Origin of the sequence: Brevundimonas sp. (genome assembly GCF_016742135.1) — a bacterium.
Taxonomy (GTDB): domain Bacteria; phylum Pseudomonadota; class Alphaproteobacteria; order Caulobacterales; family Caulobacteraceae; genus Brevundimonas.
In genome coordinates this window covers 32,326-58,602 of record NZ_JACVCG010000003.1, presented here as the reverse complement: position 1 = coordinate 58,602, position 26,277 = coordinate 32,326, and the positions used below count along the sequence as shown (strand labels likewise).

Here is a 26,277-nt window from a genome sequence, read left to right as displayed (position 1 = left end):
TCACTCGGCAGGTTCCAGCACGGTCCTGGCCTCGGCCGCGCGGCGTGCGGCATCCAGCTCGGCGGCCTTGGCTTCGACGCGGGCGACGATCTCGTCGATCATGCCCTCATTGGCCTGTTTGTGGGCGATCTTGCCGTTCAGATAGACCATGCCTGCGCCCTTGCCGCCGCCGGTGAAGCCGACGTCGGTATAGAGGGCCTCGCCCGGGCCGTTGACCACACAGCCGATGATCGACAGCGACATGGGGGTGGTGATGTGGGCCAGCCGCTCCTCGAGGATGCCGACCGTCTCGATGACGTTAAAACCCTGACGGGCGCAGGACGGGCAGGCGATGATGTTGACGCCCCGGTGGCGCAGGCCCAACGACTTGAGGATGTCGAAGCCGACCTTGATCTCCTCGACCGGATCGGCGGCGAGGCTGACGCGGATGGTGTCGCCAATCCCGGCCCACAGCAGGGCACCCAGCCCGATCGAGGACTTGATCGTCCCGGTCCGGAGGGGGCCAGCCTCGGTCACGCCCAGATGCAGCGGGCAGTCGATGGCGTCGGCCAGTTGCTGATAGGCGGCGACGGTCAGGAAGGGGTCGGAGGCCTTCACCGAAATCTTGAACTCGTGAAAATCGTGATCCTGCAGGATGCGGGCGTGGTTGAGGGCGGATTCGACCATGGCCTCGGGGCAGGGCTCACCGTATTTCTCCAGCAGGTCGCGTTCCAGCGAGCCGGCGTTGACGCCGATCCGCATGGAACAGCCGTGGTCACGGGCGGCCTGGACGACCTCGCGCACCCGGTCCGCCGAGCCGATATTGCCGGGGTTGATCCGCAGGCAGGCGGCGCCCGCCTGGGCCGCCTCAATGCCCCGCCTGTAGTGAAAATGGATGTCTGCCACGAGCGGCACCCGGGCCTCGCGCGCAATGGTTTTGAAGGCGGCGGTGGAGTCCTCATCCGGACAGGAGACGCGGACGATGTCTGCCCCGGCGGCTTCCAGCTGGCGGATCTGGTCGATGGTGGCTGCGGCATCGGCCGTCGGCGTATTGGTCATCGACTGGACGGTGATCGGCGCGCCGCCGCCCACGGGGACATTGCCGACCCTGATCTGGCGGCTGGGGCGGCGCTCGATGTGGCGCCAGGGGCGGACGTGGGAGAGCTCGGACATGGCGGGGTTCAGATAGTCCTTATCGGCGCCGATTGCCACGACGCACGATGTCGCCGTCAGCCCACCGGGGCGAGCCCCGGGTCAAGCCCCCGGCCGCTTTCCTGGGCCGAGCGGACCGCGGCCTGGGTGCGACGGGCGATTTCCTCACTGGCTTGGCGCGCGAGGGCCTCAGCCCGGCGATTGAGCTGCGACAGGGGGGTCAGCGCCTGTTCCAGGCGGCCTCCATGCTCGCCGTTCAGATAGACGTCGAAGGCCGACGGATCGGCGACGTCGATGACTGCCTGGACCCCGATCGGCGCGCGCCAGGCTTCTCCGGCGGCCAGCTGACGGGCGAACAGCACCCGGCCATCGGCCATGCGGACCACGAGGATGGTGGGCTTGCGCGCCTGAAGGACGACCTGGGAGGCGGTGGCGGCGGCGCCATACACGGCTCCGCGAGGATTGAAGGCCTTTTGCACCGGGGCGGTGTCGGCGGCGGCGGCCGCTTCGGTGTCTGCCACGGTCAGGCCGGTCAGCTCGGTCTCGAGCCCGCGGGTGACATAGAGGGCGGGTACGGTCTGGTCGGGCGGGGCGGGGCGGGCCACCTCAAGGGCGACCGTTCCGGGGGCCGAGCCGACCGACCAGCTTTCCGGCACGGCGACCAGATCGGACGGCTGGGCCGGCGACATCAGGCTGACGCGCTGGAAAACGTTCCATCCGAGCACGGACAGGCCGATGATGGCCAGCACGCCGATGATGCGCGGCGAATAGCGGCGGACTTCCTCGAAGGCGATGCCGACGGGGGCCTGGAGAGGGACGGAAGGGTCGGGCACGTCACGCTTGAACCGCTCGACCGCCAGCTGCTCGTCGACCCCCAGGGCACCGGCATAGGCCCGCACATAGCCGATCGAGAAGACCCGCGACGGCAGGATGGAGGTGTCGTTTTGCTCCAGGGCCCGCAGATAGCGGACATGGACGCGGGTGATAGCCGACATGTCCTCGAGCGAGCGACCCGACGCCTTGCGCGCGGCGCGGAGCCCGTCCCCCAGAGTCGGAGCGTCCGTGATGGGGGGCACAGGGTCCCTCCACTCGGGGTGTGCCCGAAACGCGTCGGGGATATTCCCCGTATCCAGTGCCATGAGGCCCGACCCAACTCCCGGCATCGGAGATGCCGCACTCAACCACGACGCAGCGCCTAGCAAACCCGGGTGACGGTTACCGCCTCCCCCCGGAGGACTTTTGCGATCCTCTTGTGGATAACCCATCGTGGCCCCCCGATCAACGTCCCGTTAAGCATCCGGTCCGTTTCAGGACGGGACGCTTCAGAGCACGACGTTCAACTTCCGGGCCAGCGACTCGATCTCGTTGCGGATCGAGCCCGCCGACAGGCCGAGCAGGCTGGTCATGGCGCGCTGGGCCTGACCGAGGTCAGTCGACAGGCACATCCGCTTGACCGGACCGACGCCGGCGGCCGGCGCGGACAGGCGGGTGAAGCCCAGGGTCAGCAGGGCGAAGGCCTCGAGCGGGCGCCCGGCCAGTTCTCCGCACACGGACACGGGCGTTCCGGTCTCGGCGCATTTCCGCTGGATTTCGGCCAGGGCCCTGAGCGCAGGCGGCGACAGGGGATCATAGCGGTCCGAGACCAGCGGATTGGTGCGGTCGGCGGCGAACATATACTGCAGCAGGTCATTGGTGCCGACCGACACGAAGTCGGTCAGGGGCAAAAGCGCATCCAGATGCCAGAGCAGGGAGGGGCATTCGATCATGGCACCCACCCGCAGCAGACTGGGCAGGCTGCGGCCCCGCCTGCGGGCCCAGGCGCATTCGACGTCGACCAGTTCGCGCGCGGCCCGGAATTCGTCGACGGTCGCGATCATGGGGAACATGACGCGCAGCTCGCGGCCCTCGGCGGCGGACAAAAGGGCGCGGATCTGAAGGCGCAGCAGGCCGGGCCGGTCGAGGCCCAGGCGGATGGCGCGACGGCCGAGGGCGGGGTTCTCCTCCCGTTCGGCTTCGAGATAGGGCAGGACCTTGTCGCCGCCGATGTCGAGGGTGCGAAAGACGACAGGGCGGTCTCCGGCGGTGTCCAGGACCTTGCGATAGAGATTGGTCTGGGCGTCCAGCCGGGGCAGTTCCTCGGACACCATGAACTGGAATTCGGTGCGGAACAGCCCGATGCCCTCGGCGCCGGTCTGGTCCAGATTGTCGAGGTCGACGGCGAGGCCCGCATTGGTCAGCAGCTGGATGCGCTTGCCATCCAGGGTGATGGCCGGGGTGTCACGCAGCCGGGCGAATTCGGCCTGGCGCTTGCTGCGCAGGTCGAGGCGGGCCTGGACGGCCTCCAGCACATCGGGGCGGGGACGCAGATAGGCCTCGCCCGTCTCACCATCGGCGATGACCAGATCGCCCTCGCTCAGGCGGTCGCGCAGGCCGGCCATCCGCCCCACGCAGGGAATCTGCAGGGCCCGGGCGACGATGGCGGCGTGGCTGGCCGCCGAGCCTTCTTCCAGCAGCAGGCCCTTCAGCCGTTCCCGCGGATATTCCAGCAGGTCGGCGGGACCGAGGTTGCGGGCGACCAGAATGGTGTCCTCGGGCAGGTCGCGCTCGCCCGGGCGGTCGCCGGCCAGGACCCGCAGCAGGCGGTTGGCCAGATCCTCAAGGTCGTGCAGCCGCTCGCGGATATAGGGGTCGCGGGCCTTGGCGAAGCGGGCGCGGTGCTCGTTGCGGACCCGGTCGACGGCCGCCTCGGCGGTCAGGCCCGAACGGACGGCCTCTTCCAGCGAGCGGTTCCAGCCCCGGTCGACGGCGAACATGCGGTAGGTTTCCAGCACCTCGAACGAGGGGCCGGACAGGCCCTGGCTGCCGTCCAGCATGGCGTCGATATTGGCCTTGAGCGCTTCCAGACCGACCCGCAGCCGTTCTTCCTCCACCGCCGTGTCATCGGCCAGCAGTTTTTCGGGTGGCAGGGGCGGCTCGTGCAGGACGACATGGCCATAGGCGAGGCCGTCCGAGAATTTCTGGCCCTTGAAACGTTCGGGCCGGTGCGGCGCCACCTCGACGTCGCGCAGTTCGTCCAGGCCCATGAGCTCGCCGGACGCGACCGTTTCGGCCAGCACCATGGCAATGGTCTGGATGTCCTCGATCTCGTCCTCGTCGTAGCGACGCTCGGACTGATTCTGGACGACCAGAACGCCGATGGCGCGTCCGCCCCGCAGCAGGGGCGCGCCGAGAAACGCATGATAGGGGTCTTCGCCCGTCTCCGGCCGGTAGGAGAAGCTGGGGTGGGCGGGGGCGTTCGACAGGCTGATCGGCTCGGCCACGCGTGCGACCTCGCCCACCAGACCCTCGCCGGGACTGAGGCGGGTGTTGTGCACGGCCTCGCGGTTCAGGCCCTGGGTGGCGAACAGCTCCAGTTCGCCCGAGGCGCGCCGGAGATAGATCGAACAGACCTCGGCCACCATGGTCTGGGCGATGATGCGGACGACCAGATCCAGCCGTTCCTGGGCCGGACCGCCCCCGGCCATGGCCTCACGGATCTGGCGCAGGAGGTTCCTTGGCCCTCGTGTCGTCAATCCGCTTGCAGCTGGCATGGCCCCTCCGTCAGACCCGATAGATAGGGGGCCCGGGCGATATTCCCATGCTTATACGGCCTCGAGGCCGTAGGCGGAATGGAGCGCGCGCACGGCCAGCTCGGCATAGGCGGCATCAATCAGGACGCTGATCTTGATTTCCGACGTCGAGATGGCCTGAAATTTGATGCCTTTATCGGCCAGGGCGCGGAACATGGTCTGGGCGACACCGGCGTGACTGCGCATGCCGACGCCGACGACCGAGACCTTGGCCACATCCTCGTCGAGACGGATTTCCTGAAACCCGATGTCGGTCTGGGCGGCACGCATCAGCTCGGCGGCCCGGGTCGCGTCGCGGCGTCCGGTGGTGAAGGTAAGGTTCACCGCGCCCTCGGTGCGTGACTGGCTCTGGACGATCATGTCGACGTTGACGCCCGCCTCGGCCAGCCGGGTGAAGACATCGGCCGGGGCGTCGGTGCGGTCGCCCAGTCCGAGCAGGGTGATGCGGGCCTCGTCACGGCTCATGGTGACGCCGGACACGATACGTTTTTCCACGATCTCTTCCTCGTCGCAGATCAGGGTGCCGCCCTTTTCGGGAAGCACGCCGTGATCATCGGGTTCAATAAAGCTGGACAGCACCCGGACGGGTACCTTTTTCGCCATGGCCAGTTCGACCGAGCGGGTCTGGAGCACCTTGGCCCCCAGCGAGGCCATTTCCAGCATTTCCTCATAGGAGATCCGCTCCAGCCGACGGGCGCGGCTCTCGATGCGGGGGTCGGTCGTATAGACGCCGTCCACATCGGTGTAGATGTCGCAGGGGCACTCCAGGGCCGCCGCCACCGCGACCGCCGAGGTATCGGAGCCGCCCCGACCGAGGGTGGTGATGCGGCCGCCGGCGGTCACGCCCTGAAAACCCGGCACCACGGCGATCTCGCCCCCGTCGACGGCCGTGCCGAGGGTCTCGCCCGGAATGTCGATGATGCGCGCCTTGCCGTGCTGGTCGTCGGTCAGGATGGGAATCTGCCAGCCCATCCAGCTCCGGGCCCTGAGACCCATGTTGCGGAGGGTCAGGGCCAGCAGGCCGGCCGTGACCTGCTCGCCCGAGGCGACGACGGTGTCATATTCGTCATCGGAGGGGTCGATGCCCTGGGCCGGGCGCCCGGCACCATCGGTCCAGGCGACCAGCTCATTGGTCTTGCCCGCCATGGCGGAGACCACCACGGCCACGCGCCGTCCGGCCGCGTATTCGGCCGCCACGATCCGCGCCGCGCGCCGGATCCGGTCAAGATCGCCCATGGAGGTCCCGCCGAACTTCAGCACCAGGCGCGTCATTCTGACCGGGATCCTCTCTTGAAAGTGATGTCGGGGGCGTTCATGCCATGCCCATGGGCGCTTCTAACGACACGGCCGGGCCGCGCAAACCGAAAACCGATCCGGGGCAAGCCCCGGGTCCGGCCTACAGCGTCGACCCCGCCGATGTGGCGCGCTTTTCGGCGCTGGCCGAGGAATGGTGGGACCCGAAGGGACCGTTCGCGCCGCTGCACCGGTTCAATCCCGTACGCCTGGGCTTTATCCGGCGCGAGGCGCTGGCGCGGTTCGGGCGCGATGGCAGCGCACGGCGGCCGTTCGAGGGATTGCAGCTGCTGGACATTGGCTGCGGCGGCGGCCTGTTGTCCGAACCCATGGCGCGGCTGGGCTTTCAGGTGACGGCCGTCGATGCTTCGGACCAGAACATCGGCACGGCGCGCATGCACGCCGACGCACAGGGTCTGGAGATCGACTTTCGCCATGGCACGGCCGAAGGCCTGATGGCGGCGGGCGAACCGCCGTTCGACCTGGTCCTGAACATGGAAGTGGTCGAACACGTCGCCGATCCGGCGGCCTATCTGCGCGACACCGCCGCCATGATCGCGCCGGGTGGCATGATGATCGTCGCGACGCTCAACAAGACGCTGAAGTCCCTGGCGCTGGGCAAGGTGGCGGCGGAATACATCCTGCGCTGGGTGCCGCCGGGGACGCATGACTGGGGTCAGTTCATCAGGCCCGCGACGCTGAAGGCCTGGCTGGAGGCCGCGCCGGGCGTGACGGTACGGGGGCCGTTCGGCGTGACCTTCGACCCCCTGTCGGGCCGGTTTTCGGAAAGCGATGACGTCGGCATCAACTATATGATGATCGCCGACCGCGACTGAGTCTTACAGAGATTTCATCCAGATTTCAGACTTGTAACGGGAGTGCATCGGAACTGGCGGGTACAGGTGAAGCTCAAGCTTCACCGGAGATACCCTCATGAAACGCCTGTTCCTGACCGCCAGCCTGATCGCCGCCGGCCTCGCCACCTCGGCCTGTGTCACCATTATTGACGCGACCCACGAGGACGGATGGCGCGCCCGGGCCGCCACGCCCTTCAATGAGGCGCGCGACCAGTGCCGCCAGACCGCTGACGTCCGCAGCCGGGCCTTCCAGACCTGCATGGCCGAACACGGCTGGATCCGCGACTAGGATTGCGCACAACGGGCGTTGAGCGGGGCAGCGTCGAACCGCCATTCCACACTCCGCAGCGTGCCCGCAATCTCGCCTTCGATGCGAGCTTTCAGCCCGTCGCCGTCGCGTTCGTAGCGAATGTGGGTGGGAAAGTCGTTGTCCGGATTCGAGAAGACGACGAAGTCCTCCCCCTGTTCGGTCAGGGTGAACCGCACCTCGTCCTGACCCGAGGGCTTGACGACATAGGCCGCCCCGCCATCCGGCAGGGTGGCGATGAACGCCAGCTCAAACCCCACCCGCCCCTGCGACGAGACCGTGACCGCATGGCCGGCCATCAGGCCCTGGCGCGGATCGGTCCAGGTCTCGGAGGCCTCACGCCCGTCCGAACAGTCGAGCCAGTAGCCGCTCATCCAGCCGAGGCCGGTGACGGGGTCCTGTGCCGGCGTCGTGGTCGTGAGCAGGGCGGCGGCGAGAGCGGGCAGCAGGGACATCGGCGATCTCCGGTTTCGATGTCCAGGTTCTAGCCCGGCTCAGGTCCGCCCGGCTTGTAGGATTGCGACGCGATGGCCCGGGCCAGCTCGACCTGTTCGCGCGCCCATTCGGTTGCGGTGCAGCCGAGAAAGCGACGGAACTCGCGCGCCAGCTGGGGCTGGTCGAAATAGCCGGCGTCCAGCCCCGCCGAGAGCCAGCCTTCGGCCTCCTCGGCCATGGCATGATCGAAGACACGCCGGAAGCGGATGACCGACCGCAGGGTGCGCGGGGCGATGCCCACCCGGTCGAGGAACCGGCGCTGGAGCGCGCGGCGCGCTGAGGCGTCGCGGGGCGGCGACGGCTGATCCGCGTGAATGGCCTCGACCTCGGTTCGGACCAGCGGGTCTATGGACCAGTCATCCCGGCGCTGGCCGGCCATCCAGTCGATCATCTGCCGGGCCTGCGCCTCCGGATCACCGGCGGGCGGGGAGAGGTCCCTCAGCCGGTCGGTCATGTTCAGCCGCTGGTCGGTGGCGGTGCGCAGGGAGCGGCCCAGCCAGTCGCGCGCGCCGTCCGGGTGGAAGCGCAGGGCGACGAGCTCGACCGGTCCGACCGGTCGGATGGCGATGGGGCGGGTCATCTGGCCCGCAAACAGCGCGGGCGGCTGAAGGTGGAAGACGCCGTCGGCGTCGGCTTCTTCGTAAGGGTCGCCGAGATCGAGGATCAGTTCGGGACAGCCGTCGGGCGCAATCCGCTGGATGGTACGGCTGGGGCTCGGGCAGGCATAGGTCCAGACCTTGCGCACCCAGGGGCGGAGCGCCTTGGGCGGGTCGAACTCCTGATAGCGCTCTCCCCCGTCCATGGCCTAGTGCGCCTTTGACGGATCCGGCGGTGGGGCCGGCAGGGGCGCGCAGGGGATGCCGTCCTCCTTCAGCGCCCGGACCTCTTCGGCGGTCGCCTCACCATAGATCTCGCGCCGTTCGGATCGGCCCTCGTGGATGGCGCGAGCTTCGCGGGCGAAGGTGTCGCCGACATAGTCGAAATTGGCCTCGACATGGGCCCGGACCTCGCGCGCGGCCTGCATCATCAGGCTCTGGAGACGGGCCGGGTCCGCTGACAGGGCCGGGCCCCGGGTGCCGGTCACGGCCGGGGCCATGATCTGCTTCGCCACCTCACGCGAGCCGCAGAAGGGGCATTCGACCAGCCCCCGGGCGGCCTGATCGTCATAGTCCGAGGAACTCGAGAACCAGGCCTCGAACGGATGGTCGGCCGCACAGGTCAGGGCGTAGCGGATCATGCGTCGGATGCGGAGCGGAAGGGCCGGTCGTGGGTCAGGGACGGAATGGCGCGCCTTGCCCGATCGACGGCGTCGAGGTCAAGCCGGGCGTGCAGCACGCCGGGCTGGTCGTGGTCGAGGGCAGCGATGACCTTGCCCCAGGGATCGACCACGGTGGACCGGCCCCAGGTCGCACGACCGTCCTCGTGGGTGCCACCTTGCGCCGCGGCCAGCACAAAGGCGCCGGTCTCGATGGCGCGGGCGCGCAGCAGGATCTCCCAGTGGGCCTCCCCGGTCGGCACGGTGAAGGCGGCGGGGACAGTGATCATGCGCACATCGGAGCGGGCCCCGGCCAGGTCGCGGTAAAGCTGGGGAAAGCGCACATCATAGCAGATGGAAAGGCCCAGCCCGCCCCAGGGGGTGTCGGCCACCACGGCCCGGCCGCCGGCACGCACGGCCTTGCTTTCGCGCCAGCTCTCGCCCGTGTCGAGGTCAACGTCAAAGACGTGCAGCTTGTCATAGCGGGCGGTGATGCGGCCCTCGGGGTCGATCAGCAGGGCCCGGTTGGCGGCGCGACCGGCTTCATCGTCCTCCGCACGGACCATGACCGACCCGACCTGCAGCCAGATGCCCAGCTCACGGGCGAGGGCGCACAGGCCCGCGACAGCGACATCTTCGCCTTCATGAGCCAGGGAGGCCCGCCCCTCGCTGCGGCGCTCGACACGGTTGGTCGCCTCGGGCGTCAGCACCAGTTGCGCCCCGCCGGCCGCCGCCTGACGGATCAGGGGCGCGACATGGTCCAGACCGGCCTGGCTGGTCGCCGGCGTGCGGGTCTGGATCAGGGCGATGTCGAGCGGCTCGGCCATGGCGGGGTGTCAGGCTTCCAGCAAGGGGTCCAGTCCGCCCCGGGCGTCCAGGGCATGCAGGTCGTCCGAACCGCCGATGTGGCGGTCGCCGATGAAGATCTGCGGGAAGGTGGCGCGGCCGCCGGATTTCGACATCATCTCGGCCTTGAGCTGCGGGTCGTTGGAGGCGACGATCTCCTGATAGTCCACGCCCTTCTTCTTCAGCAGCATCATGGCCGAGATGCAGTAGGGGCAGCCCGGCTTGGTATAGATAACGACATTGGCCACGGGGCGGATACTCCTTGGAAATTTCAGACGGGGATTCAGCCCGCGGATGGACGGATTGTTCCCCTATCTAGGCATTGTGCGGGCGGTCTGCACGCGAGCGACGACGGCGAGGTCCACGGCGCGCACTCCCGCATCCAGCAGGGCCCGGGCGCAGGCCTCGGCCGTGGCCCCGGTGGTCAGCACATCATCGACCAGCAGGATACGCCGCCCGCGCAGGCGGCCCCGGCGCTCGTCGGGCACGGAGAAGACCCCCTTCACATTCAGTTTGCGGCCCCGCGCGCCCAGCCCGCCCTGGGAGGCCGTGGCGGCCCGGCGCACCAGACTGTCGGGCAGATAGTCGAGACGTTCGCTGCGGGCGAGCGGCCGGGCGATCTCGGCGGCCTGATTGAAGCGGCGGGCCAGCAGGCGCGAGGGGTGGAGCGGCACGGGCACCACGGCATCCGCTTGATCCAGCAGAGGGCGGGCCGACCGCGACAGCCAGCGGGCGAACAGCGGCGCCAGCGGCTGGTCGTCCGCATGCTTGAACCGCAGGATCAGCGGGCGCGACCCGTCGTCATACAGACAGGCCGCGCGGGTCCGGTCGAAGGCGAGCGGATGGGCGGTGCACGGGGCGCAGCGGCCCTCGGCGAAATCGCCGGAGTCGACGGTAAAGGGCGCGCCGCAGCCGTCGCAGACGGGGTCCTCGAGAAAGGTGATCCGCGACCATTCGAGGGGCGTCAGGGACGCGCCGATGCGGCCGGCCGGACCGGGGCTTTCCGGCGGCGGCAGGATCAGATCGGCCAGACCACGCCCCACGATCCGCGCGAAGGACTGGACACGCGCGCCGGGACCGGCTTTCCAGAAGTCGCCCTCCGCCCCCATATCGTTTCGCATGACCCCCACGTCCGCTCCGCCTCGACTGTTCGACCCTGCCCGCAGGATGACGCGTGTGCAACGGGCTGAGCGAGCGGCACCGCCGGTCGACTTCCTGCACCGGCGCGCGGCCGAGGGCTTGGCGGACAGTCTGGATGCCATTCCGCGCGCGTTTCCGGTGGTGGTCGACCTGTCGCCGCGCACGGGGATTTTTGCCGATGTGCTGGCGGCGCATGACGCGGCTGCCCGGATCGGGTCGGTGACCGTGCCCGTGGCATCGGCCGAGCGGGTCGTGCCGGGCGAGGGGCCGTTGGGGCTTGAGGACGGATCGGTCGATCTGATCGCCTCGGTGCTGGGCCTGCACTGGGCCAATGACCTGCCGGGGGCGCTGGCGCAGATCCGGCGCGCGCTGAAGCCGGATGGCCTGTTTCTGGGGGCCATGTTCGGGGCCGGAACCCTGGCTGAGCTGCGCGATGTTCTGACCCGGGCCGAGCTGGATGAGACGGGGGGTGCGGCGCCCCGGGTCTCGCCCTTTGCCGATGCCTATGATGCGGCGGGGCTGATGCAGAGGGCCGGTTTCGCCCTGCCGGTGGTGGACGGCGATACGGTGGCGGTGCGCTACCCGGATATGATGGCGCTGGTGCGTGACTTGCGCGCCATGGGCGAGGGGGGCCCGCCCGAGGGGCCGAAACCGCGCCTGTCGCGCCGAACAGTGGCCCGGGCGGCGGGCCTCTATGATCAACGACATTCCGTGACGGGCGATGACGCGCGTCCCAGGGTGCAGGCGACGTTCGAGACCCTGTTCCTGACGGGATGGGCACCCTCTCCGGATCAGCCGAAACCGCTGAAGCCCGGCTCGGTCGCGACCGGCTTTCGGGTCGCGCCGCGAAAGGTCTAACCGCCGATCGCGGTCTTCAGCGTGGTCATGGCGGTGTTGAAGATGCCCGACCCGGTCCCGCCGAAGGCCGTCAGCGCCGACAGGATCACCAGAAAGATCAAGGAGATGATCAGGCCGTACTCCAGCGAGGTGGCACCGGCTTCGTCCCTGAGGACGCGGCGAAGAAACAACATCGCCCCCTCCCTCGGTGGCTAGAGCAGGTCGCGGAGCCAGGCGACCAGGGGTTCATCGGCGGGCGGCATGGGCCAGTCTGAAAGCTGGTTCGGCCGGACCCATTTGAGCGCGGCATGTTCATGCGCCACGACCGTGCCCTCCCAGCGACGGCACAGATACAGTGGCATCAACAGGTGAAAGCTTTCGTAAGCGTGGCTGGCGAAGACGAAGGGGGCCAGACAGGCCTCTTTCGTCTCGATCCCCAGTTCCTCGCGCAGTTCTCGGATCAGGGCGGCTTCCGGCCGCTCGCCCGGCTCGACCTTGCCGCCGGGGAACTCCCACAGGCCGGCCATCTGCTTGCCCTCGGGCCGCTGGGCGATCAGCACCCGCCCGTCGGAATCGATCAGGGCCACGGCGACGACAAGGACGGTGGGGATCGTCACGAGCGATAGTCGCCGTTGATCTCGATGTAGCGTTTGGTCAGGTCGCAGGTCCAGACGGTGGCGGAGGCGCGGCCTGCGCCGACGTCGACAGTGATGTCGATCTCGGCATTCTTCATATAGGCGCTCATTTTCGCCTCGTCGTAGGAGGGGGACGGCGCACCATCGATCGCGGCGACATGGGGGCCAAAGCGGACGGCCAGGCGGTCGCGGTCCACGGGCTCCTCGGTCTTGCCCACGGCCATGACGATCCGGCCCCAGTTGGCGTCCTCACCGGCAAGCGCCGTCTTGACCAGGGGGCTGTCGGCGATCGACTTGGCCAGTTTGCGCGCCGAGGCCGGGCTGGCGGCACCGTCCACGGTGACCTTGACGAATTTGGTCGCCCCCTCGCCGTCGCGGACCAGCTGGTGAGCGAGGTCGAGCATCACGGCGTCGAGGGCGCGCGAGAAGTCCTTGAGCCGCCGGTCGCCCACGCGGCCGATGCGCGGCGCGCCCGAGGCCCCGGTCGCGAACAGCAGGCAGGTGTCGTTGGTCGAGGTGTCGCCGTCGACCGTCACCGAGTTGAAGGTGGTCCGCACATGCAGGCCAAGCATGGCCCGCAGCACGCCGGGATGGATGTCGGCGTCGGTGACGATGAAGGCCAGCATGGTCGCCATGTCGGGCGCGATCATGCCCGAGCCCTTGGCGATCCCGGCGATCCTTACCGTGTAGCCGTCAATCGTCGTTTCGGCGTACGCCCCCTTGGGAAAGGTATCGGTGGTCATGATGCCGCGCGCGGCGGCCGTCCACTGCTCTGACGCGGGCATAGCGGAGTCGAGACGGGCTTCGACCTCGCCGAGGCGGGTGGCGATCTTGCGGTCGTCCAGGGTGACGCCGATCACCCCGGTCGAGGCCAGCATGACGTCACGCTGGCGACAGCCGAAGCGTTTGGCGACCTCGGAGGCCGTGCGCCGGGCGGCATCCGCGCCGGGCTTGCCGGTGAAGGCATTGGCACAGCCGGCGTTGACGACCAGGGCGCGAACGTCCTTGCCCCCGTCGTCGGCGTCCAGATGGCGACGGCACCAGTCGACCGGAGCCGATCCGATCCTGTGCCGGGTGAAGACGCCCGCGCAGCTGGTGCCCCGGGCAAAGCGGAACACGACCAGATCGTCCCGCTGATGCTTGTAGAATCCGGCCCGCGCGGTGGCGATTTCGACCCCTCCGACGGTGCCGAAGGCCGGGAAGGGCACAGCCAGCGGCGAGATGTCCAGCCCCGGCTTACCGGGCGAGGCGGAGGCGTCGGTCGGGGGTGCCGGCTTCGCGCCGCGCTTGAGGGCCGCCGTGAGCGGATCAAGGGCCTTTTCCAGCGAGGTGCGACCCTCGATCTTTCCCTTGGGCGGCTTCATTCGGGGGTTCCAGCAGACGGCGGAGCCGAAGCCGGCTCCTCGAGGGTGGACTCGGGTTCGGCACCGAGCAGGATTTCCACATCGGCGCGGCCGCGCAACCCTTCCAGCAGCTGGCGCACGCCCTCATAGGTCAGATAGCGCACGATCTGGGGGCGGGCCTGTTCGAGGGTGGGCGGGGTCTCTCGCCTACGATCCTCGACCCGGACGACGGCCCAGCCGCCTTCGGTCTGGAAGGGGCCGACGGTGGACCCCGCGGGCTTGTCGCGCAGGGCGTTGGCGAAGGCTTCGGGCAGGACGTCGAGGGTGCGATAGCCCAGATCCCCCCCCGAGAAGCGGGTCGCCTCATCGATCGAGCTTTCGGCGGCCACGGCCTCAAAGGCGGCGCCGGTGCCCAGCACGCCCATGACGGTCTCGGCTTCCTGGCGGGTGCGCGACAGGATCAGGCGAATGCGGACTTCTTCCGAAGATCGGGCCAGCCGCAGCTGTTCCTGATAGAGGGCTTCCACCGCCTGGTCGGTGATGGTGCCGTTGACCACCGCCTCGACCAGCACATCCCCGAGGATGCGGTCCCGGGTGACTTCCAGACGGCGCTGAACCAGTGGGGACTTGTCCAGGCCCCGGCGTTCGGCCTCGCGGGCCAGCAGTTTCTGGTCGATGACTTCATCCAGGACGCGACGGAACAGGCTGGACGTGACGTCCAGCGGTTCGCCCTCGCCGATCAGGCCCTGGGCCACGGCCTCGCGCTTGACGTCCGAGGCCCAGATGGTTTCGCCCGCGACCCGGGCCACGGCCTGGTCACCCGGCTCGGGCGGACGGTCGCTGCCGCGATCTCCCGTACAGGCCGACAGGGTAAACGCCAGCAGGAGGGCGGTCAGAAGAAGAACAAGCGGATTGGACGACAGTCGCATGCGGCGCTCCTCGGCCCGGGCGAAGGGAATACGGCCTTTTGGGTGGGTCCGGGAGAGGTCCACCGAATGCCCCTCGCGTTGACAGGGATAAGGCCGGTGCTTAAGTCCCGCCTGCGCCCAAGTCGAGGGGTTTCCACCGTTCGCGTGGCCGGGTTTCGGGGTTTTCTCCGCCGGTGCGGGACGGGCGTGACCCTCTCGCCGCGACGGCGTGTATCGCTGTTCGCCTCGTCCCCGACAGGGCCCCACTGATTGAGCCTGTTCGCTCATCGTACCTACCGGATCCTCCATGCTCGGCTTTGCCAAGAAATTCCTCGGTTCCTCGAACGATCGCAAGGTCAAGGGCTTCATGGCCCAGGTCCAGAAGATCAACGCCATGGAGGACAAGTACGCCGCCCTGTCCGACGGCGAGCTTCGCATGATGACCGATGCCTTCCGGGACCGGCTGGCCAGGGGCGAGACGCTGGACAAGCTGCTCAACGAAGCCTTCGCCGTGGTGCGGGAAGCGTCCAAGCGGGTGCTGGGCCAGCGCCAGTATGATGTCCAGCTGGCCGGCGGCATGATCCTCCACGAGGGCGGGATCGCCGAGATGCGGACCGGCGAGGGCAAGACGCTGGTGGCCGTGGCCCCGGTCTATCTGAACGCACTGGCGGGCAAGGGTGTGCACGTCATCACCGTCAACGACTATCTGGCCCGGCGCGACGCCGAGTGGATGGGCCGGGTCTATCGCTTCCTCGGCATGGACGTGGGCGTGATCGTCAATGGCCTGTCCAGCGGCCAGCGCCAGGCGGCCTATGCCGCCGACATCACCTACGGCACCAACAATGAGTTCGGCTTCGACTATCTGCGCGACAACCTGGTCTACGACCGGCGCGAGATGGTCCAGCGCGGCCACCATTTCGTCATCGTCGACGAGGTTGACTCCATCCTGATCGACGAGGCGCGCACGCCGCTGATCATCTCGGGCCCGACCGAGGACCGTTCGGACCTCTATGTGACGCTGGACGGCATCATCAAGGAACTGGTCAAGGAGCCCTCCTATTTCGAGGTCGACGAGAAGCAGCGTCAGGTTCTGCTGACCGAAGAAGGTTCGGAGGCCATTGAGGCCATTCTGGAAGAGCGCGGCCTGTTCGCCGAAGACACGACTGGCCTGTATGACGCCGCCAACATCACCCTGGTGCACCATATGAACCAGGCGCTGCGGGCGAATACGCTGTATCAGCGCGACAAGGACTACATCATCCGGTCCGACGAGGTGATGCTGATCGACGAATTCACCGGTCGGATGATGCAGGGACGCCGTCTGTCCGAAGGTCTGCACCAGGCGCTGGAGGCCAAGGAGGGCGTCAAGATCCAGCCCGAGAACCAGACCCTGGCCTCGGTCACCATCCAGAACTACTTCCGCCTGTATTCCAAGCTGTCCGGCATGACCGGCACGGCCGCGACCGAGGCCCAGGAATTCCTCGACATCTACAAGATGGACGTCATGGAGATTCCGACCAACCGGCCGATCCAGCGCATCGACTATGACGATGAGGTCTATCGCACCGCGCGCGAAAAGAATGAGGCAATCGCCAAACTGATCGCCGAGCGCCATCTGGCGGGCCAGCCCATTCTGGTCGGTACGGTATCGATCGAGAAGTCGGAGACCCTGTCGAAGCTGCTGCAGACCTATGAGTACAAGGTCGAGGTGGATCGTACCCTCAAGCCCGAGTTCAAGGGCCGCGAGAAGGAGGCCCAGAAGGCCGGCGACGCGGCCTATGACATCCGCTATGAAACGAAGCTGAAGGGCATCCCTCACAGCGTCCTGAACGCCCGCCAGCATGAGCAGGAGGCCTTCATCGTCGCCGAGGCGGGCCTGCCGGGCGCGGTGACCATCGCCACCAACATGGCCGGCCGCGGGACCGACATCCAGCTGGGCGGCAATCTGGAGATGCGCCTGCAGCGCTGGCGTCAGGATCAGCGCAACATGGGCATCGAGGTCACCCCCGAGGCCGAGGCCGCCCAGGAGGAAGCCTTCAAGGCCGAGATCGCCGAGAAGAAGAAGATCGCTCTGGAGGCCGGTGGCCTGTTCGTTCTGGGTACGGAGCGCCACGAAAGCCGCCGGATCGATAACCAGCTGCGCGGCCGGACCGGCCGTCAGGGCGACCCCGGCACGTCGAAATTCTACCTGTCCTGCGAGGACGACCTGCTGCGCATCTTCGCCGGTGACCGGCTGGATTCGATCATGAAGACCTTTGGCGTGGCCGAGGGCGAAGCCATCACCCATCCCTGGCTGAACAAGGCGATCGAGCAGGCCCAGAAGAAGGTCGAGCAGCGCAACTATGACATCCGCAAGAACCTTCTGAAGTACGACGACGTCGTCAATGACCAGCGCAAGGCCGTGTTCGAACAGCGTCAGGAGTTCATGGACGCGACTGACATGTCGGAACTGGTCGGGGAATTCCGGCACGATGTGATCACCGATCTGGTCGAACGCTATATGCCGCCCAAGGCCTATGCCGAGCAGTGGGACATCGACGGGCTGGACGAAAAGGTCCGCTCAACCCTGGGTCTGGAGCTGCCGCTCCGGGAGTGGGCCGCCGAGGAGGGCGTGTCGAACGAGGAGTTCGAGGAGCGGCTGCTGGCCGCCGCCGACGCCCGGGCCGAGGAGCGGCTCAAGCTGATCGGCGACGACCGCATGCGGGGGCTGGAAAAGCAGTTCCTGATGCAGATGATCGACATGCAGTGGCGCGAGCATCTGGTGCATCTGGACCATCTGCGCGGCGTCATCGGTCTGCGCGGCTATGGCCAGCGCGATCCGCTGAACGAATACAAGACCGAGGCCTTCGCCCTGTTCGAAAGCCTGCTGTACGACCTGCGTCACAATGTGACCCGCTGGCTGATGACGGTCGAGTTCCGCTTCGAGCCGCCGCCGCAGATGCCCGAGTTCGAGGAAATCCACCTCAATCCCGGCACGGGCGAGAACGAGATGGCCAACCCCAATGCCCAGCTGCCGGAAGGCCGTCTGGACGGGGATGACCGGTCGCGCCTGCCGGTCGAGATGCTGCCGGAAGGCTGGCAGCGCACGGGTCGAAACTCGCTGTGCCCCTGCGGTTCGGGTCGCAAGTTCAAGCACTGCCATGGAAGTTTGATCTAGGGCGCATTGCGCCGCGCTAACGCTCGCGACGCGGTCGCTCGCTGCTTGAGCGCGAGGCCGGGCAGACGGATGGCGTCGAGGGCGACACCGATCCTCGGGTCAAGCCCGAGGATGACGGCTCAGGAGATTGACGCATGACGACGGCGCGCAAGGATCTGTTCACGCGGGCGCTGGCGGCGGCGCCAGGGCGGCTGCATTTCGCAGCGCACAGCCATCATCTGTGGCCGGATGCCAGCTTCGAAGGTCAGGTCGAGGCCTGGAGCGACGGCGTGCGGCTGGCCGACAAAAAGTGGGACCGGGTGTTCGGCGAGGTCGTGCCCGAGGCCCAGGGCCATGTGGCGGGCGAACTGTTCCTGCCCGATCCGGAGACGGTGGTCTTTGCCCAGAACACCCACGACTTTCTGATCCGCATTGTGTCGGGCATGCAGGGGCGGCCCGTCCGAATTCTCACCACCGGCGGCGAATTCCATGCCTTCCGGCGCCAGGCCGAGCGTTGGGAGGAATCCGGCCAGGCGGTGGTGACCCGGGTGTCGCCCGATCCGGCCGGGACGCTGGGCGAACGCTATCTGGAGGCGGCCCGCACGGGCGACTTTGATCTGTTCGTCATCAGCCAGGTTTTCTTCCGGACCGGTCAGGTGTTTGGCGAACTGGAGGCGCTGGCGGGCCTGTGCCGCCCCGAAGGCCCGTGGGGTATCGTCGACGGCTATCACGGCTTCATGGCGACCCCGACCGATCTTTCTCGGGTGGCGGACCGACTGTTCTATGTGACCGGCGGCTATAAATACGCCATGGCGGGCGAGGGCGCGGGCATCCTGCACGCGCCGCACGGCTATTGCGAACGGCCCGGGATCACCGGCTGGTTCGCCGAGTTCGGCAATCTGATGGGACCGCCCGAGGGCGTGCGCTATCGCGGCGATGCCGGGCGGTTCTGGGGCGCGACCTTTGATCCGACACCGCTCTACCGGTTCAATGCCGTGCGGCGGATGCTGGCGGCCGAGGGGCTGACCACGCCGGTTATCACCCGGCATGCACTCGCCCGGCTGGCCCAGTTCCAGAGCGCCGTGCAGGAGGGCCGATGCGGTCTGCTGGCAACGGCGGAGATCGTCAATCCGATCGTGGAGCAAGCGGGCAATGACCTGCCGACCCGGGCCCGGTTCCTGGCGATCCGCCATCCCGAGGCCCAGGCGTGGCGCGCGCGCCTGCTGGAGGCCGACATCGTCACCGATGTGCGCGACGACATTATCCGGTTCGGCTTTGGCCTCTATCAGGACGAAGACGATGTGGAGCAGCTGATCGCCGGCTGTGCCCGGGTTCTGGCGGCCTAGTAGAAGGTGGTGTCGTCCTGACGCTGGGCCTTGGGTGCCGGGGGCGGGGTCGAGGGCTGACGGGGGGTCGGGCGGGTTTCGGACGACGTCGGCGTGTCCGGGCCGGTATCGCCGGTCGGCGTGTCGCTGTCCGGGATCGGCGGCAGATCGGGATAGTCGAGCGGCGCCAGGGCACCGTCGGATTGCGCCTCGGGATCAAGCCCCAGCTCGACCGGCTCATCGGCGGCGATGCGGTCCGGCGCGCCCAGATCGTCACGGATGAAGACCCAGGAACGTGGATCGGTGCAGGCACAGGCCTTGAGATAACCCTGCTGGTCCCGCCACAGGATCAGCGGATAGCCCGGCTGCAGGCCGGAATTCCTCAGATAGCCGGTCAGGTCGGTGACGAACTTCTGTCCGGCGGCGACCACGGCGCTGCGGGCCAGATTGTCGTCCGCGGCGGGGATGCCGGCGGCCGTCCAGCTGGCGGTCGGGGTGGCGGTCCAGCGCTCGTAGAGCGGCCAGTCGCGCGTCAGCCACAGCTCCGCAACCGTGGCGCGCTCGGCGGCGGTCGACTGCTGCATGCCCTCGCGGTCGGGACGGGCGAACAGGATGATGCGCACCTCGGCCCCGGCGGCCTTCAGCTTGGGCACTTCTTCCCGCTCGTAACGCTGCATGGCGGCGCTGTCGCGATAGCCGACGATATAGACGGGCGAGCCGCCCCCTCCGGCCGAGATCCAGCCCGCCTCGTCCAGCAGGGTCTGGATGGCTTCCTGGTCCCGCGAGACGGTGACCGGCTGGAACCGGGCGTAATAGGTCCAGTAGGCCCAGTAACCGCCACCGGCGATCAACAGACCCACGAGCGCGGCCAGAGCCGACCAGACGAAGAACCGACGCATCCCCGGGGCACTCCTCAGTGACTGGGCCTTAACCCTAGCACCGTTCTGTCGGCATTTCTAAGACGGTCAAGCGGTTTCACCCGTCAGCCGCCCTGCGCCCCGATCCTAACCCATCGTCGGGATGACGAAGGAGCTGTCGGCATGCTCCAGGTCGCTGTCGGGCCAGCGGGCGGTGACGGTCTTGACCTTGGTCCAGAACTTCACGCCTTCCATGCCGTGCTGGTTGGTGTCGCCGAAGGCCGAGCGCTTCCAGCCGCCAAAGGTGTGATAGGCGACCGGCACCGGGATCGGCACATTGATGCCGACCATGCCGACGTTTACGCGGGCCGCGAAGTCGCGGGCCGCGCGACCGTTCTGGGTGAAGATGGCGACGCCATTGCCGTACTGGTGCTTCGACGGCAGGGCCAGAGCCTCCTCGAACGACGCCGCGCGCACGATCTGCAGCACCGGGCCGAAGATCTCTTCCTTGTAGGAGGCCATGTCCGGGGTGACGTGGTCGAACAGCGACGGGCCGACGAAATAGCCGTTCTCGTGGCCCTGTAGCGTAAAGCCGCGGCCGTCGACGACCAGTTCGGCCCCGTCCCTGACGCCCTGGTCGATCCAGCCCTCGACGCGGGCCTTGTGGGCGCCGGTGACGACCGGGCCATAGTGGGCGCCGGCGTCGGTCGAGATGCCGACGCGCAGGCTTTCGATCTCGGCGACCATGCGTTCGCGCAGAATATCGGCGGTCTTCTCGCCGACCGGCACCACGACCGGCAGGGCCATGCAGCGTTCGCCGGCCGAGCCGAAGGCGGCACCCGACAGGTCCTTGACCACCTGGTCCATATCGGCGTCGGGCAGGACGATGCCGTGGTTCTTGGCGCCGCCCATGGCCTGGACCCGCTTGCCGTGCCGCGCGCCGGTTTCATAGACATAGTTGGCGATGTCGGAGGAGCCGACAAAGCTGACGGCGTGAATCTGCGGATGGGTCAGGATGGCGTCGACGGCGGTCTTGTCGCCATGCACGACGTTCAGCACACCGGCAGGGGCACCCGCCTCCATCATCAGCTCGGCCAGGCGGACGGGCACGGACGGATCGCGCTCACTGGGCTTGAGGATGAAGGTGTTGCCGACGGCGATGGCCACGCCGAACATCCACATCGGGATCATGGCCGGGAAGTTGAACGGGGTGATGCCCGCGACAACGCCCAGCGGCTGGCGCATGGAATAGACGTCGATGCCGGGACCGGCGCCCCAGGTGTATTCCCCCTTGACCGCATGGGGGATGCCGCAGGCGAATTCGATCACTTCCAGACCGCGCTGGATGTCACCTTTTGAATCGGCGATCACCTTGCCGTGCTCGCTGGACAGAAGCTCGGCCAGTTCGTCCATGCGGGCCTCGACCAGCCGCTTGAACTCGAACATGACCCGCGCGCGGCGCTGGGGATTGACGCCGGACCAGTCCTCGAAAGCCGTCTGGGCGGCCTGGACGGCGCGATCCATCTCGGCCTCAGTCGCCAGCTGGACGCGGGCCTGCACTTCACCGGTGTTCGGATTGAAGACATCGCCGAACCGGGCCGAGGTGCCGGTGACGCTCTGGCCGTTGATGAAGTGATGGATGTCGCGCATGGGCGTCTCGCTCCTGGAAGGCGGGTGTTCTTGTGGTTGCGGGCGGTTTACCGCGCGGAACCGGTCGAGGCCACCCCGTCCGCATCAAGCTGTTCAACCAGCGTCTCGCGAACGGCGTCGGGACTCAGCATGGGCAGGAAATGGGTGGCACCCGGAACGCGTCGGCTGCGCACATGGGCAAGTCCGGGGGGCCGGTCGGGCACGTGGCAGGTGGAGCCGGTCGCGGCCCTGAGAATCCGGACGGGGCCCCGATACCGGGCCATGGCTCCCCACGGGTTGTGCGCCTGGGCGGCATAGCCGGAGGCCTCCCACGCGGGAGGACAGGCAAGGGTCAGTCCTCCGTCGGAGGGCTTCAGACCGGTTTCCAGAAAGGCATCGAGCACCGCGTCGGGCCAGCCGGCAAAGGCGCCGCGTCCGCGATACGCTTTTCGCGCGGCCTCGAGATCGGGAAAGTCGGCGCGGCGCTTTCGTGCATTGCGGACCAGCGGGATGCGCCCTGCCATCCGCGACATGCCCGGCAGGTTGAAGGCCAGGGTGGTCAGCGGCAGCCAGATGACGGGGTCCAGCAGGACGAGCCCCCGCACACGCTCCGGCCGTCTGGCGGCCGCCAGCAGGCTGACGGTGCCGCCCATGGAATGCCCGGCCAGCACGGGCCGGCCTTCTGTCTGATCCAGCAGGGCCAGCAGATCATCGCGCAGGTCGTGCCATCCCCGGCGGCCTGAAGGCTCGGCGGGCAGGTCGGTCAGGCCATGGCCGCGCTGATCGACCGCCCAGATGCGCCGACCCTCGGCCAGCGGCGCCAGCAGGGGGCGATAGGTCGTGGCATTGAAGCCATTGGCGTGCAGGAAGATCAGGTCGACCGGCCCCTCCACCCGGCCCAGTTCGAGCACGGACAGGGCACCGCCTGTGGCCAGCGGCACGGACAGTCGGCGTTCGGCGGATGTCACGCCGGGCAGGCCGGGCAACGGCCGTGGGCCTCTATGGTCGTGTGGCTGATGACATAGCCGGCGGCGGTGGCGGCGCGCGTGAGGCTGATCGCCTGCTCGCCGGTCACCTCCTGGGTCGCACCGCAGCAGTCGCAGATCAGAAAGGCGGCGGCGTGCAGGGGATCCCCGTCAGATTCGGGCTCCGCACAGGCGACGTAGGCGCTGATCGAGGCGATGCGGTGAGCGAGGCCCCGGCGCTCAAGGAACTCAAGTGCGCGATAGACGGTCGGTGGCTTTGCGGCCTGACCGTCTTCGCCAAAGCGGGCGATCAGATCATAGGCCTTCATCGGCTCACCGGCTTCGACCAGCAACTCCAGCACGCGGCGGCGCGGGGCGGTCAGCCGCTCGCCGTCGGCCTGACAGCGCGCCTCGGCCTCGGATATGCGCCGGCGTACCGAGCCGCTGTCCGGTGCGGGGGTGTCATGATCGTGGTCGCAGGCGTGTCCCATGGTGCTCAACAGCTAGCGATGCGGACGGGTTGCCGCAACTGCGCTTGACGTTATGTGATGTTATCTCATAACACACGACGAGTGCTATTTCCTGCCCCCAGAGGTTTCCATGTCCGATCGCTCGTCCCGCCTTTCCAGTGCCGCCCGCGCGGCCCTGCTGAGCGCCCTGATCCTGCCGGTGGCGACGCCGGTCCTGGCGCAGTCGACGAGGCAGGATCCCGACCCCGTGGAGCGGACGACCCGGCTGGATGACATCATCGTCACCGGGGCGCCCTTTGGCATCAGCGCCGAGGCCAGTCTGATCGCTGTCGATGTCCTGGACCAGGAAGCCCTGTCGACCGCACCGTCGGGGACGCTGGGCGATGTGCTGAGCGGCCTGCCCGGTGTGCGCTCCACGGCTTTTTCGCCGGGTGCCAGCCGTCCGGTGATCCGGGGCCTGGCCGGGCCGCGCGTGCAGGTGCTGACCAATGGCATGGGACTGATTGACGCCAGTTCGCTGTCGCCGGATCACCAGGTGGCAGCCGATCCGGGCGAAGCCGTGCGGATCGAGGTGCTGCGCGGGCCCCAGACCCTGGCCTATGGGGGCTCGGCCATCGGCGGGGTGGTCAATGTGATCGACGACCGAATCCCGGAAGAGGCCCCTTATGACGGCTTTGACGGACGGGTCACGGCCCAGGCGTCCAGTGTCGACAATGGCCGCTCGATCGGGGCGGGCCTGACCATTGGCCAGGGCCCCTGGGTGCTGACGCTGGACGGCCTGGATCGCCGCAGCAGCGACTATGACATTCCCGTGCCCGCCGAATCCCGCCGCCAGGTCGAGGACGAGGGAGAGGCATACGAAGACACCGGCCGTTCGACGGTCGAGAACAGTTCCTCACGCGTGCGGGCCTACGGCACCGGGCTGACCTATGTGGGCCAGCAGGGCTATCTCGGTGTGTCGGTGAAACGCACCGAGAGTGACTATGGTGTCCCCGGCCACGCCCATCACCATGACCACGACGACGATGACCACGACGACGATGATCACGACGACGATGATCACGACCACGACCACGAGGATGAAGAGGCCGTCACCATCGGTCTGAAGCAGACCCGCTATGACCTGCGGGGTGAGTGGCGCTTCGCCAATGCCCCGATCGATCGCATCCGCCTTTCGCTCGGCTATGCGGATTACACCCACACCGAGTTCGAGGGGGATGAGGTCGGAACGGTCTTCACCTCCGAGGGTCTGGAAGGGCGGCTCGAGATCGTCATGCCGCGCCGGGGAGGCTGGAACTCCGCCTATGGGCTGCAGGGCCTGACCCGCGATTTCGATGCGGTGGGCGACGAAGCCTATGTGCCGCCGGTCGAGATCACCGAACTGGGTGTCTATACGCTGCACCGCTATGACATGGACAACTGGGGCCTGGAAGGCGGATTGCGGTTCGATACGCGCGATCTGGACAGCCCTTTGGGTGGTCAGCGGGATTTCTCGAACATCTCGGCGTCGGCAGGCGTGTATTTCAAACCGGTCGAAGCCCTGTTCCTCGGCCTGTCGCTGTCCCGCAACGGGCGTGCCCCGACCGAGGCCGAGCTGTTCGCCGAAGGGCCGCACATCGCCACCCGCGCCTTTGAGGTCGGTGATGCCGATCTGGACTCCGAGACGGTGACCTCGATCGAGGCGACCCTTCACTGGGAGCAGGGGCCGTGGACCGCCGACCTGCACCTGTTCCGGGCGGGCTACGACGGCTTCATCGACCTGCGTCCGACCGGCGCCGAGGAGGATGACCTGCCGGTGTTCGCCTATGTGCAGACGGATGCGGAGTTCCATGGCCTCGAGGCCCGGCTGGACTATCAGGCCTGGCAGTCCGGCCAGGACGGGCTGACGCTGGGTCTGGGGTATGATTATGTGCGGGGGGACACCGACCTGGGGCCGCCCGCGCGCATTCCGCCGTGGTCGCTGAGCGGCAGGGCGCAACTTGACCTCGGCCCCTGGACCACCCGCCTGACCGTGCGTCGGGTCGGAGACCAGAACCGGGTCGCGGATTTCGAACTGCCGACGGATGCCTATACGACGGCGGACCTCTATCTGGGGTGGACTCCGGACCGCGCGTCGGGCCTGACCCTCTATGTCGAGGGCCGCAATCTGGGTGATGCCGAGGTGCGCGAGCACACGTCGTTCCTCAAGGATCTGACGCCGCTTCCAGGCCGCAATCTGCGCGCGGGTATGGCCTGGCGGTTCTGAATTCCCGTTCGGGGCGGGCCGGTTTGCCGCCCGCCCCGGCATGGGCTAGAAGGCGCGACCTTCTTTCACTTTCAGTCCCGAGCCTTCATGACCGACACGACCTCCATGCAAACCGGCGACATGTCCGGCCAACTCGCCGGCACCGTTCTGTTCTACGGCAAGCCCGAACCCCTGTCGGTCGAGAACCATGGCAATCTGGGCATCAACCCGTCAGACAAGCCCTATGCCTTCGTCGCCCAGTCGAACATCGTGCCGCTGACGGTGACGGAATTCGCTCCGGCGGCCCTGTCCTTCCCGGTGATCTTCGTCGGCGACAACCGCCAGCCCGTCGCGGTGCTGGGCCTGCGCCAGGGCGAGAATCTTTACATTGATGACGGGATGTTCCGCTCCGATGCCTATATTCCGGCCTATGTGCGGCGCTATCCGTTCGTGTTCGCCAATGACGAGGCGCAACAGCGCCTGATCCTGTGCGTGGACCGCGCTGCGCCCTTCCTCGCGGAAGGGGGCCAGCAGCCGCTGTTCAAGGATGGCCAGCCCAGCGAGTTCACCCAGCAGGCCATGGAGTTCTGCAATAATTTCGAACAGGAGCGCCTGCGCACCGAATCGTTCGTCAAGCTGCTCCAGGACCTCGATCTTCTGGATGTGCGCGAGGCCGTCTTCACCCCGCGCGGACCGCAGGGCGAGCCGGGCGAGCCGCAGAAGATCGCCGAATACTATGCCGTCTCGGAAGACAAGCTGAAGGCCCTTCCGGCCGACAAGCTGGTCGAGCTGCGCGACAATGGGGCGCTGGGCCAGATCTACAGCCATCTGACCTCGCTGCTGGGCTGGGATCGTCTGATCGCCCTGACCTTCCAGCGCGCGGCGCAGCAGCCGGCGGCCGCCAACGCCTGATCCGACAGGATTGACCGGATTGACGCCCGTCCCGCAGGCTGCGGGGCGGGCGTTCGTCTGTCTGCGACGAAAATCCCGGCGGG

At 67.8% G+C, this 26,277-nt stretch carries 25 protein-coding genes; 7 read left to right on the top strand and 18 right to left on the bottom strand.

Going from position 1 to position 26,277, the window contains the following annotated elements; genetic code table 11:
- From ispG to IBJ06_RS07090, 4 genes are all read right to left on the bottom strand, one after another.
- Complete coding sequence (gene ispG / locus IBJ06_RS07105; protein ID WP_292158683.1) at positions 1-1,152, bottom strand: flavodoxin-dependent (E)-4-hydroxy-3-methylbut-2-enyl-diphosphate synthase; 1,152 nt, start codon at positions 1,150-1,152, stop codon at positions 1-3.
- Between the two features lie 56 nt (positions 1,153-1,208).
- Positions 1,209-2,207: a helix-turn-helix domain-containing protein gene (locus tag IBJ06_RS07100; protein WP_292158680.1), complete on the bottom strand. Its 999-nt coding sequence runs from the start codon at positions 2,205-2,207 to the stop codon at positions 1,209-1,211.
- A gap of 246 nt (positions 2,208-2,453) precedes the next feature.
- The gene (gene ptsP, locus IBJ06_RS07095; RefSeq protein ID WP_292158678.1) at positions 2,454-4,655 is read right to left on the bottom strand and encodes a phosphoenolpyruvate--protein phosphotransferase; all 2,202 of its coding nucleotides are present in this window, start codon (positions 4,653-4,655) and stop codon (positions 2,454-2,456) included.
- Between the two features lie 117 nt (positions 4,656-4,772).
- Positions 4,773-6,032, bottom strand: coding sequence for an aspartate kinase (locus tag IBJ06_RS07090; RefSeq protein ID WP_292158676.1), 1,260 nt, complete (start codon positions 6,030-6,032; stop codon positions 4,773-4,775).
- 53 nt (positions 6,033-6,085) lie between these two features.
- Here IBJ06_RS07090 and ubiG point away from each other — a divergent pair, with 53 nt between their 5' ends.
- Together ubiG and IBJ06_RS07080 are read left to right on the top strand one after the other, a co-directional pair.
- Positions 6,086-6,889 (top strand): bifunctional 2-polyprenyl-6-hydroxyphenol methylase/3-demethylubiquinol 3-O-methyltransferase UbiG, encoded by an 804-nt coding sequence (ubiG, locus tag IBJ06_RS07085; protein ID WP_292158674.1) that lies wholly within the window; start codon positions 6,086-6,088, stop codon positions 6,887-6,889.
- Positions 6,890-6,986: 97 nt separating this feature from the next.
- Entirely contained in the window at positions 6,987-7,199 is a 213-nt protein-coding gene (locus IBJ06_RS07080; RefSeq protein WP_292158672.1) for a hypothetical protein, read from the top strand.
- Here the strand turns inward: IBJ06_RS07080 and IBJ06_RS07075 are convergent.
- The 6 genes from IBJ06_RS07075 to IBJ06_RS07050 all read right to left on the bottom strand — a co-directional run bounded on the left by IBJ06_RS07075 (position 7,196) and on the right by IBJ06_RS07050 (position 10,934).
- The gene (locus IBJ06_RS07075; protein WP_292158671.1) at positions 7,196-7,672 is read right to left on the bottom strand and encodes a DUF6265 family protein; all 477 of its coding nucleotides are present in this window, start codon (positions 7,670-7,672) and stop codon (positions 7,196-7,198) included. The genes IBJ06_RS07080 and IBJ06_RS07075 overlap by 4 nt on opposite strands.
- A gap of 29 nt (positions 7,673-7,701) precedes the next feature.
- Positions 7,702-8,514 (bottom strand): helix-turn-helix domain-containing protein, encoded by an 813-nt coding sequence (locus tag IBJ06_RS07070; protein WP_292158669.1) that lies wholly within the window; start codon positions 8,512-8,514, stop codon positions 7,702-7,704.
- A gap of 3 nt (positions 8,515-8,517) precedes the next feature.
- Positions 8,518-8,949, bottom strand: coding sequence for a DUF1178 family protein (locus IBJ06_RS07065; RefSeq protein ID WP_292158667.1), 432 nt, complete (start codon positions 8,947-8,949; stop codon positions 8,518-8,520).
- The gene (locus tag IBJ06_RS07060) at positions 8,946-9,794 is read right to left on the bottom strand and encodes a carbon-nitrogen hydrolase family protein (RefSeq protein WP_292158665.1); all 849 of its coding nucleotides are present in this window, start codon (positions 9,792-9,794) and stop codon (positions 8,946-8,948) included. The genes IBJ06_RS07065 and IBJ06_RS07060 overlap by 4 nt, the downstream gene beginning before the upstream one ends.
- 9 nt (positions 9,795-9,803) lie before the next feature.
- Complete coding sequence (gene grxC, locus IBJ06_RS07055; RefSeq protein WP_292158663.1) at positions 9,804-10,061, bottom strand: glutaredoxin 3; 258 nt, start codon at positions 10,059-10,061, stop codon at positions 9,804-9,806.
- A gap of 63 nt (positions 10,062-10,124) precedes the next feature.
- Positions 10,125-10,934: a ComF family protein gene (locus IBJ06_RS07050; protein ID WP_292158661.1), complete on the bottom strand. Its 810-nt coding sequence runs from the start codon at positions 10,932-10,934 to the stop codon at positions 10,125-10,127.
- 46 nt (positions 10,935-10,980) lie between these two features.
- On the opposite strand from IBJ06_RS07050, the gene IBJ06_RS07045 reads away from it, so the two are divergent.
- Positions 10,981-11,811, top strand: a complete 831-nt coding sequence (locus tag IBJ06_RS07045) for a methyltransferase domain-containing protein (RefSeq protein ID WP_292158659.1) — start codon at positions 10,981-10,983, stop codon at positions 11,809-11,811.
- Here IBJ06_RS07045 and IBJ06_RS07040 read toward each other — a convergent pair.
- Genes IBJ06_RS07040 through IBJ06_RS07025 form a run of 4 tightly spaced genes read right to left on the bottom strand, consistent with a single transcriptional unit; the run spans position 11,808 to position 14,697 of the window.
- Positions 11,808-11,984 (bottom strand): Flp family type IVb pilin, encoded by a 177-nt coding sequence (locus tag IBJ06_RS07040; RefSeq protein ID WP_292158657.1) that lies wholly within the window; start codon positions 11,982-11,984, stop codon positions 11,808-11,810. The genes IBJ06_RS07045 and IBJ06_RS07040 overlap by 4 nt on opposite strands.
- Positions 11,985-12,002: 18 nt before the next feature.
- Positions 12,003-12,407: a (deoxy)nucleoside triphosphate pyrophosphohydrolase gene (locus IBJ06_RS07035; protein WP_292158655.1), complete on the bottom strand. Its 405-nt coding sequence runs from the start codon at positions 12,405-12,407 to the stop codon at positions 12,003-12,005.
- Positions 12,404-13,789 (bottom strand): bifunctional glutamate N-acetyltransferase/amino-acid acetyltransferase ArgJ, encoded by a 1,386-nt coding sequence (argJ, locus tag IBJ06_RS07030; RefSeq protein WP_292158653.1) that lies wholly within the window; start codon positions 13,787-13,789, stop codon positions 12,404-12,406. Before argJ ends, IBJ06_RS07035 begins: the two co-directional genes overlap by 4 nt.
- Positions 13,786-14,697, bottom strand: coding sequence for a peptidylprolyl isomerase (locus IBJ06_RS07025; RefSeq protein ID WP_292158652.1), 912 nt, complete (start codon positions 14,695-14,697; stop codon positions 13,786-13,788). Before IBJ06_RS07025 ends, argJ begins: the two co-directional genes overlap by 4 nt.
- Before the next feature lie 286 nt (positions 14,698-14,983).
- On the opposite strand from IBJ06_RS07025, the gene secA reads away from it, so the two are divergent.
- Entirely contained in the window at positions 14,984-17,833 is a 2,850-nt protein-coding gene (secA, locus tag IBJ06_RS07020) for a preprotein translocase subunit SecA (RefSeq protein WP_292158651.1), read from the top strand.
- Between the two features lie 134 nt (positions 17,834-17,967).
- Positions 17,968-19,158 (top strand): aminotransferase class V-fold PLP-dependent enzyme, encoded by a 1,191-nt coding sequence (locus IBJ06_RS07015; protein ID WP_292158650.1) that lies wholly within the window; start codon positions 17,968-17,970, stop codon positions 19,156-19,158.
- Here the strand turns inward: IBJ06_RS07015 and IBJ06_RS07010 are convergent.
- The 4 genes from IBJ06_RS07010 to IBJ06_RS06995 form a co-directional block, all read right to left on the bottom strand.
- Positions 19,155-20,036, bottom strand: coding sequence for a hypothetical protein (locus IBJ06_RS07010; RefSeq protein WP_292158649.1), 882 nt, complete (start codon positions 20,034-20,036; stop codon positions 19,155-19,157). The genes IBJ06_RS07015 and IBJ06_RS07010 overlap by 4 nt on opposite strands.
- Positions 20,037-20,141: 105 nt before the next feature.
- Entirely contained in the window at positions 20,142-21,644 is a 1,503-nt protein-coding gene (locus IBJ06_RS07005; RefSeq protein ID WP_292158647.1) for a CoA-acylating methylmalonate-semialdehyde dehydrogenase, read from the bottom strand.
- Positions 21,645-21,691: 47 nt separating this feature from the next.
- Positions 21,692-22,609 carry an alpha/beta hydrolase gene (locus tag IBJ06_RS07000; RefSeq protein ID WP_292158645.1) on the bottom strand — a complete coding sequence of 306 codons (918 nt, stop codon included), beginning with the start codon at positions 22,607-22,609 and terminating at the stop codon, positions 21,692-21,694.
- On the bottom strand, positions 22,588-23,079 hold the full coding sequence (locus IBJ06_RS06995) for a Fur family transcriptional regulator (RefSeq protein ID WP_292158643.1): 492 nt from the start codon (positions 23,077-23,079) through the stop codon (positions 22,588-22,590). Before IBJ06_RS06995 ends, IBJ06_RS07000 begins: the two co-directional genes overlap by 22 nt.
- A gap of 109 nt (positions 23,080-23,188) precedes the next feature.
- Here IBJ06_RS06995 and IBJ06_RS06990 point away from each other — a divergent pair, with 109 nt between their 5' ends.
- Together IBJ06_RS06990 and IBJ06_RS06985 are read left to right on the top strand one after the other, a co-directional pair.
- Positions 23,189-25,303 (top strand): TonB-dependent receptor, encoded by a 2,115-nt coding sequence (locus tag IBJ06_RS06990; RefSeq protein WP_292158641.1) that lies wholly within the window; start codon positions 23,189-23,191, stop codon positions 25,301-25,303.
- An 87-nt stretch (positions 25,304-25,390) separates the two neighbouring features.
- Complete coding sequence (locus IBJ06_RS06985; protein ID WP_292158638.1) at positions 25,391-26,194, top strand: SapC family protein; 804 nt, start codon at positions 25,391-25,393, stop codon at positions 26,192-26,194.
- Positions 26,195-26,277: the final 83 nt, after the last annotated feature.

Bases quoted from the DNA above. Each gene is read 5' to 3' on its own strand.
- IBJ06_RS06995 (WP_292158643.1), bottom strand. From the start codon at position 23,079: ATGGGACACGCCTGCGACCACGATCATGACACCCCCGCACCGGACAGC.
- IBJ06_RS07045 (WP_292158659.1), top strand. From the start codon at position 10,981: ATGACGCGTGTGCAACGGGCTGAGCGAGCGGCACCGCCGGTCGACTTC.
- IBJ06_RS07005 (WP_292158647.1), bottom strand. From the start codon at position 21,644: ATGCGCGACATCCATCACTTCATCAACGGCCAGAGCGTCACCGGCACC.
- IBJ06_RS07060 (WP_292158665.1), bottom strand. From the start codon at position 9,794: ATGGCCGAGCCGCTCGACATCGCCCTGATCCAGACCCGCACGCCGGCG.
- IBJ06_RS07025 (WP_292158652.1), bottom strand. From the start codon at position 14,697: ATGCGACTGTCGTCCAATCCGCTTGTTCTTCTTCTGACCGCCCTCCTG.
- ubiG (WP_292158674.1), top strand. From the start codon at position 6,086: ATGGGCGCTTCTAACGACACGGCCGGGCCGCGCAAACCGAAAACCGAT.
- IBJ06_RS07010 (WP_292158649.1), bottom strand. From the start codon at position 20,036: ATGCGTCGGTTCTTCGTCTGGTCGGCTCTGGCCGCGCTCGTGGGTCTG.
- IBJ06_RS07065 (WP_292158667.1), bottom strand. From the start codon at position 8,949: ATGATCCGCTACGCCCTGACCTGTGCGGCCGACCATCCGTTCGAGGCC.
- IBJ06_RS07015 (WP_292158650.1), top strand. From the start codon at position 17,968: ATGACGACGGCGCGCAAGGATCTGTTCACGCGGGCGCTGGCGGCGGCG.
- IBJ06_RS07080 (WP_292158672.1), top strand. From the start codon at position 6,987: ATGAAACGCCTGTTCCTGACCGCCAGCCTGATCGCCGCCGGCCTCGCC.
- secA (WP_292158651.1), top strand. From the start codon at position 14,984: ATGCTCGGCTTTGCCAAGAAATTCCTCGGTTCCTCGAACGATCGCAAG.
- IBJ06_RS07040 (WP_292158657.1), bottom strand. From the start codon at position 11,984: ATGTTGTTTCTTCGCCGCGTCCTCAGGGACGAAGCCGGTGCCACCTCG.
- IBJ06_RS06990 (WP_292158641.1), top strand. From the start codon at position 23,189: ATGTCCGATCGCTCGTCCCGCCTTTCCAGTGCCGCCCGCGCGGCCCTG.
- argJ (WP_292158653.1), bottom strand. From the start codon at position 13,789: ATGAAGCCGCCCAAGGGAAAGATCGAGGGTCGCACCTCGCTGGAAAAG.
- IBJ06_RS07090 (WP_292158676.1), bottom strand. From the start codon at position 6,032: ATGACGCGCCTGGTGCTGAAGTTCGGCGGGACCTCCATGGGCGATCTT.
- IBJ06_RS07050 (WP_292158661.1), bottom strand. From the start codon at position 10,934: ATGCGAAACGATATGGGGGCGGAGGGCGACTTCTGGAAAGCCGGTCCC.
- IBJ06_RS06985 (WP_292158638.1), top strand. From the start codon at position 25,391: ATGACCGACACGACCTCCATGCAAACCGGCGACATGTCCGGCCAACTC.
- ispG (WP_292158683.1), bottom strand. From the start codon at position 1,152: ATGTCCGAGCTCTCCCACGTCCGCCCCTGGCGCCACATCGAGCGCCGC.
- IBJ06_RS07070 (WP_292158669.1), bottom strand. From the start codon at position 8,514: ATGGACGGGGGAGAGCGCTATCAGGAGTTCGACCCGCCCAAGGCGCTC.
- IBJ06_RS07075 (WP_292158671.1), bottom strand. From the start codon at position 7,672: ATGTCCCTGCTGCCCGCTCTCGCCGCCGCCCTGCTCACGACCACGACG.
- ptsP (WP_292158678.1), bottom strand. From the start codon at position 4,655: ATGGCCGGGGGCGGTCCGGCCCAGGAACGGCTGGATCTGGTCGTCCGC.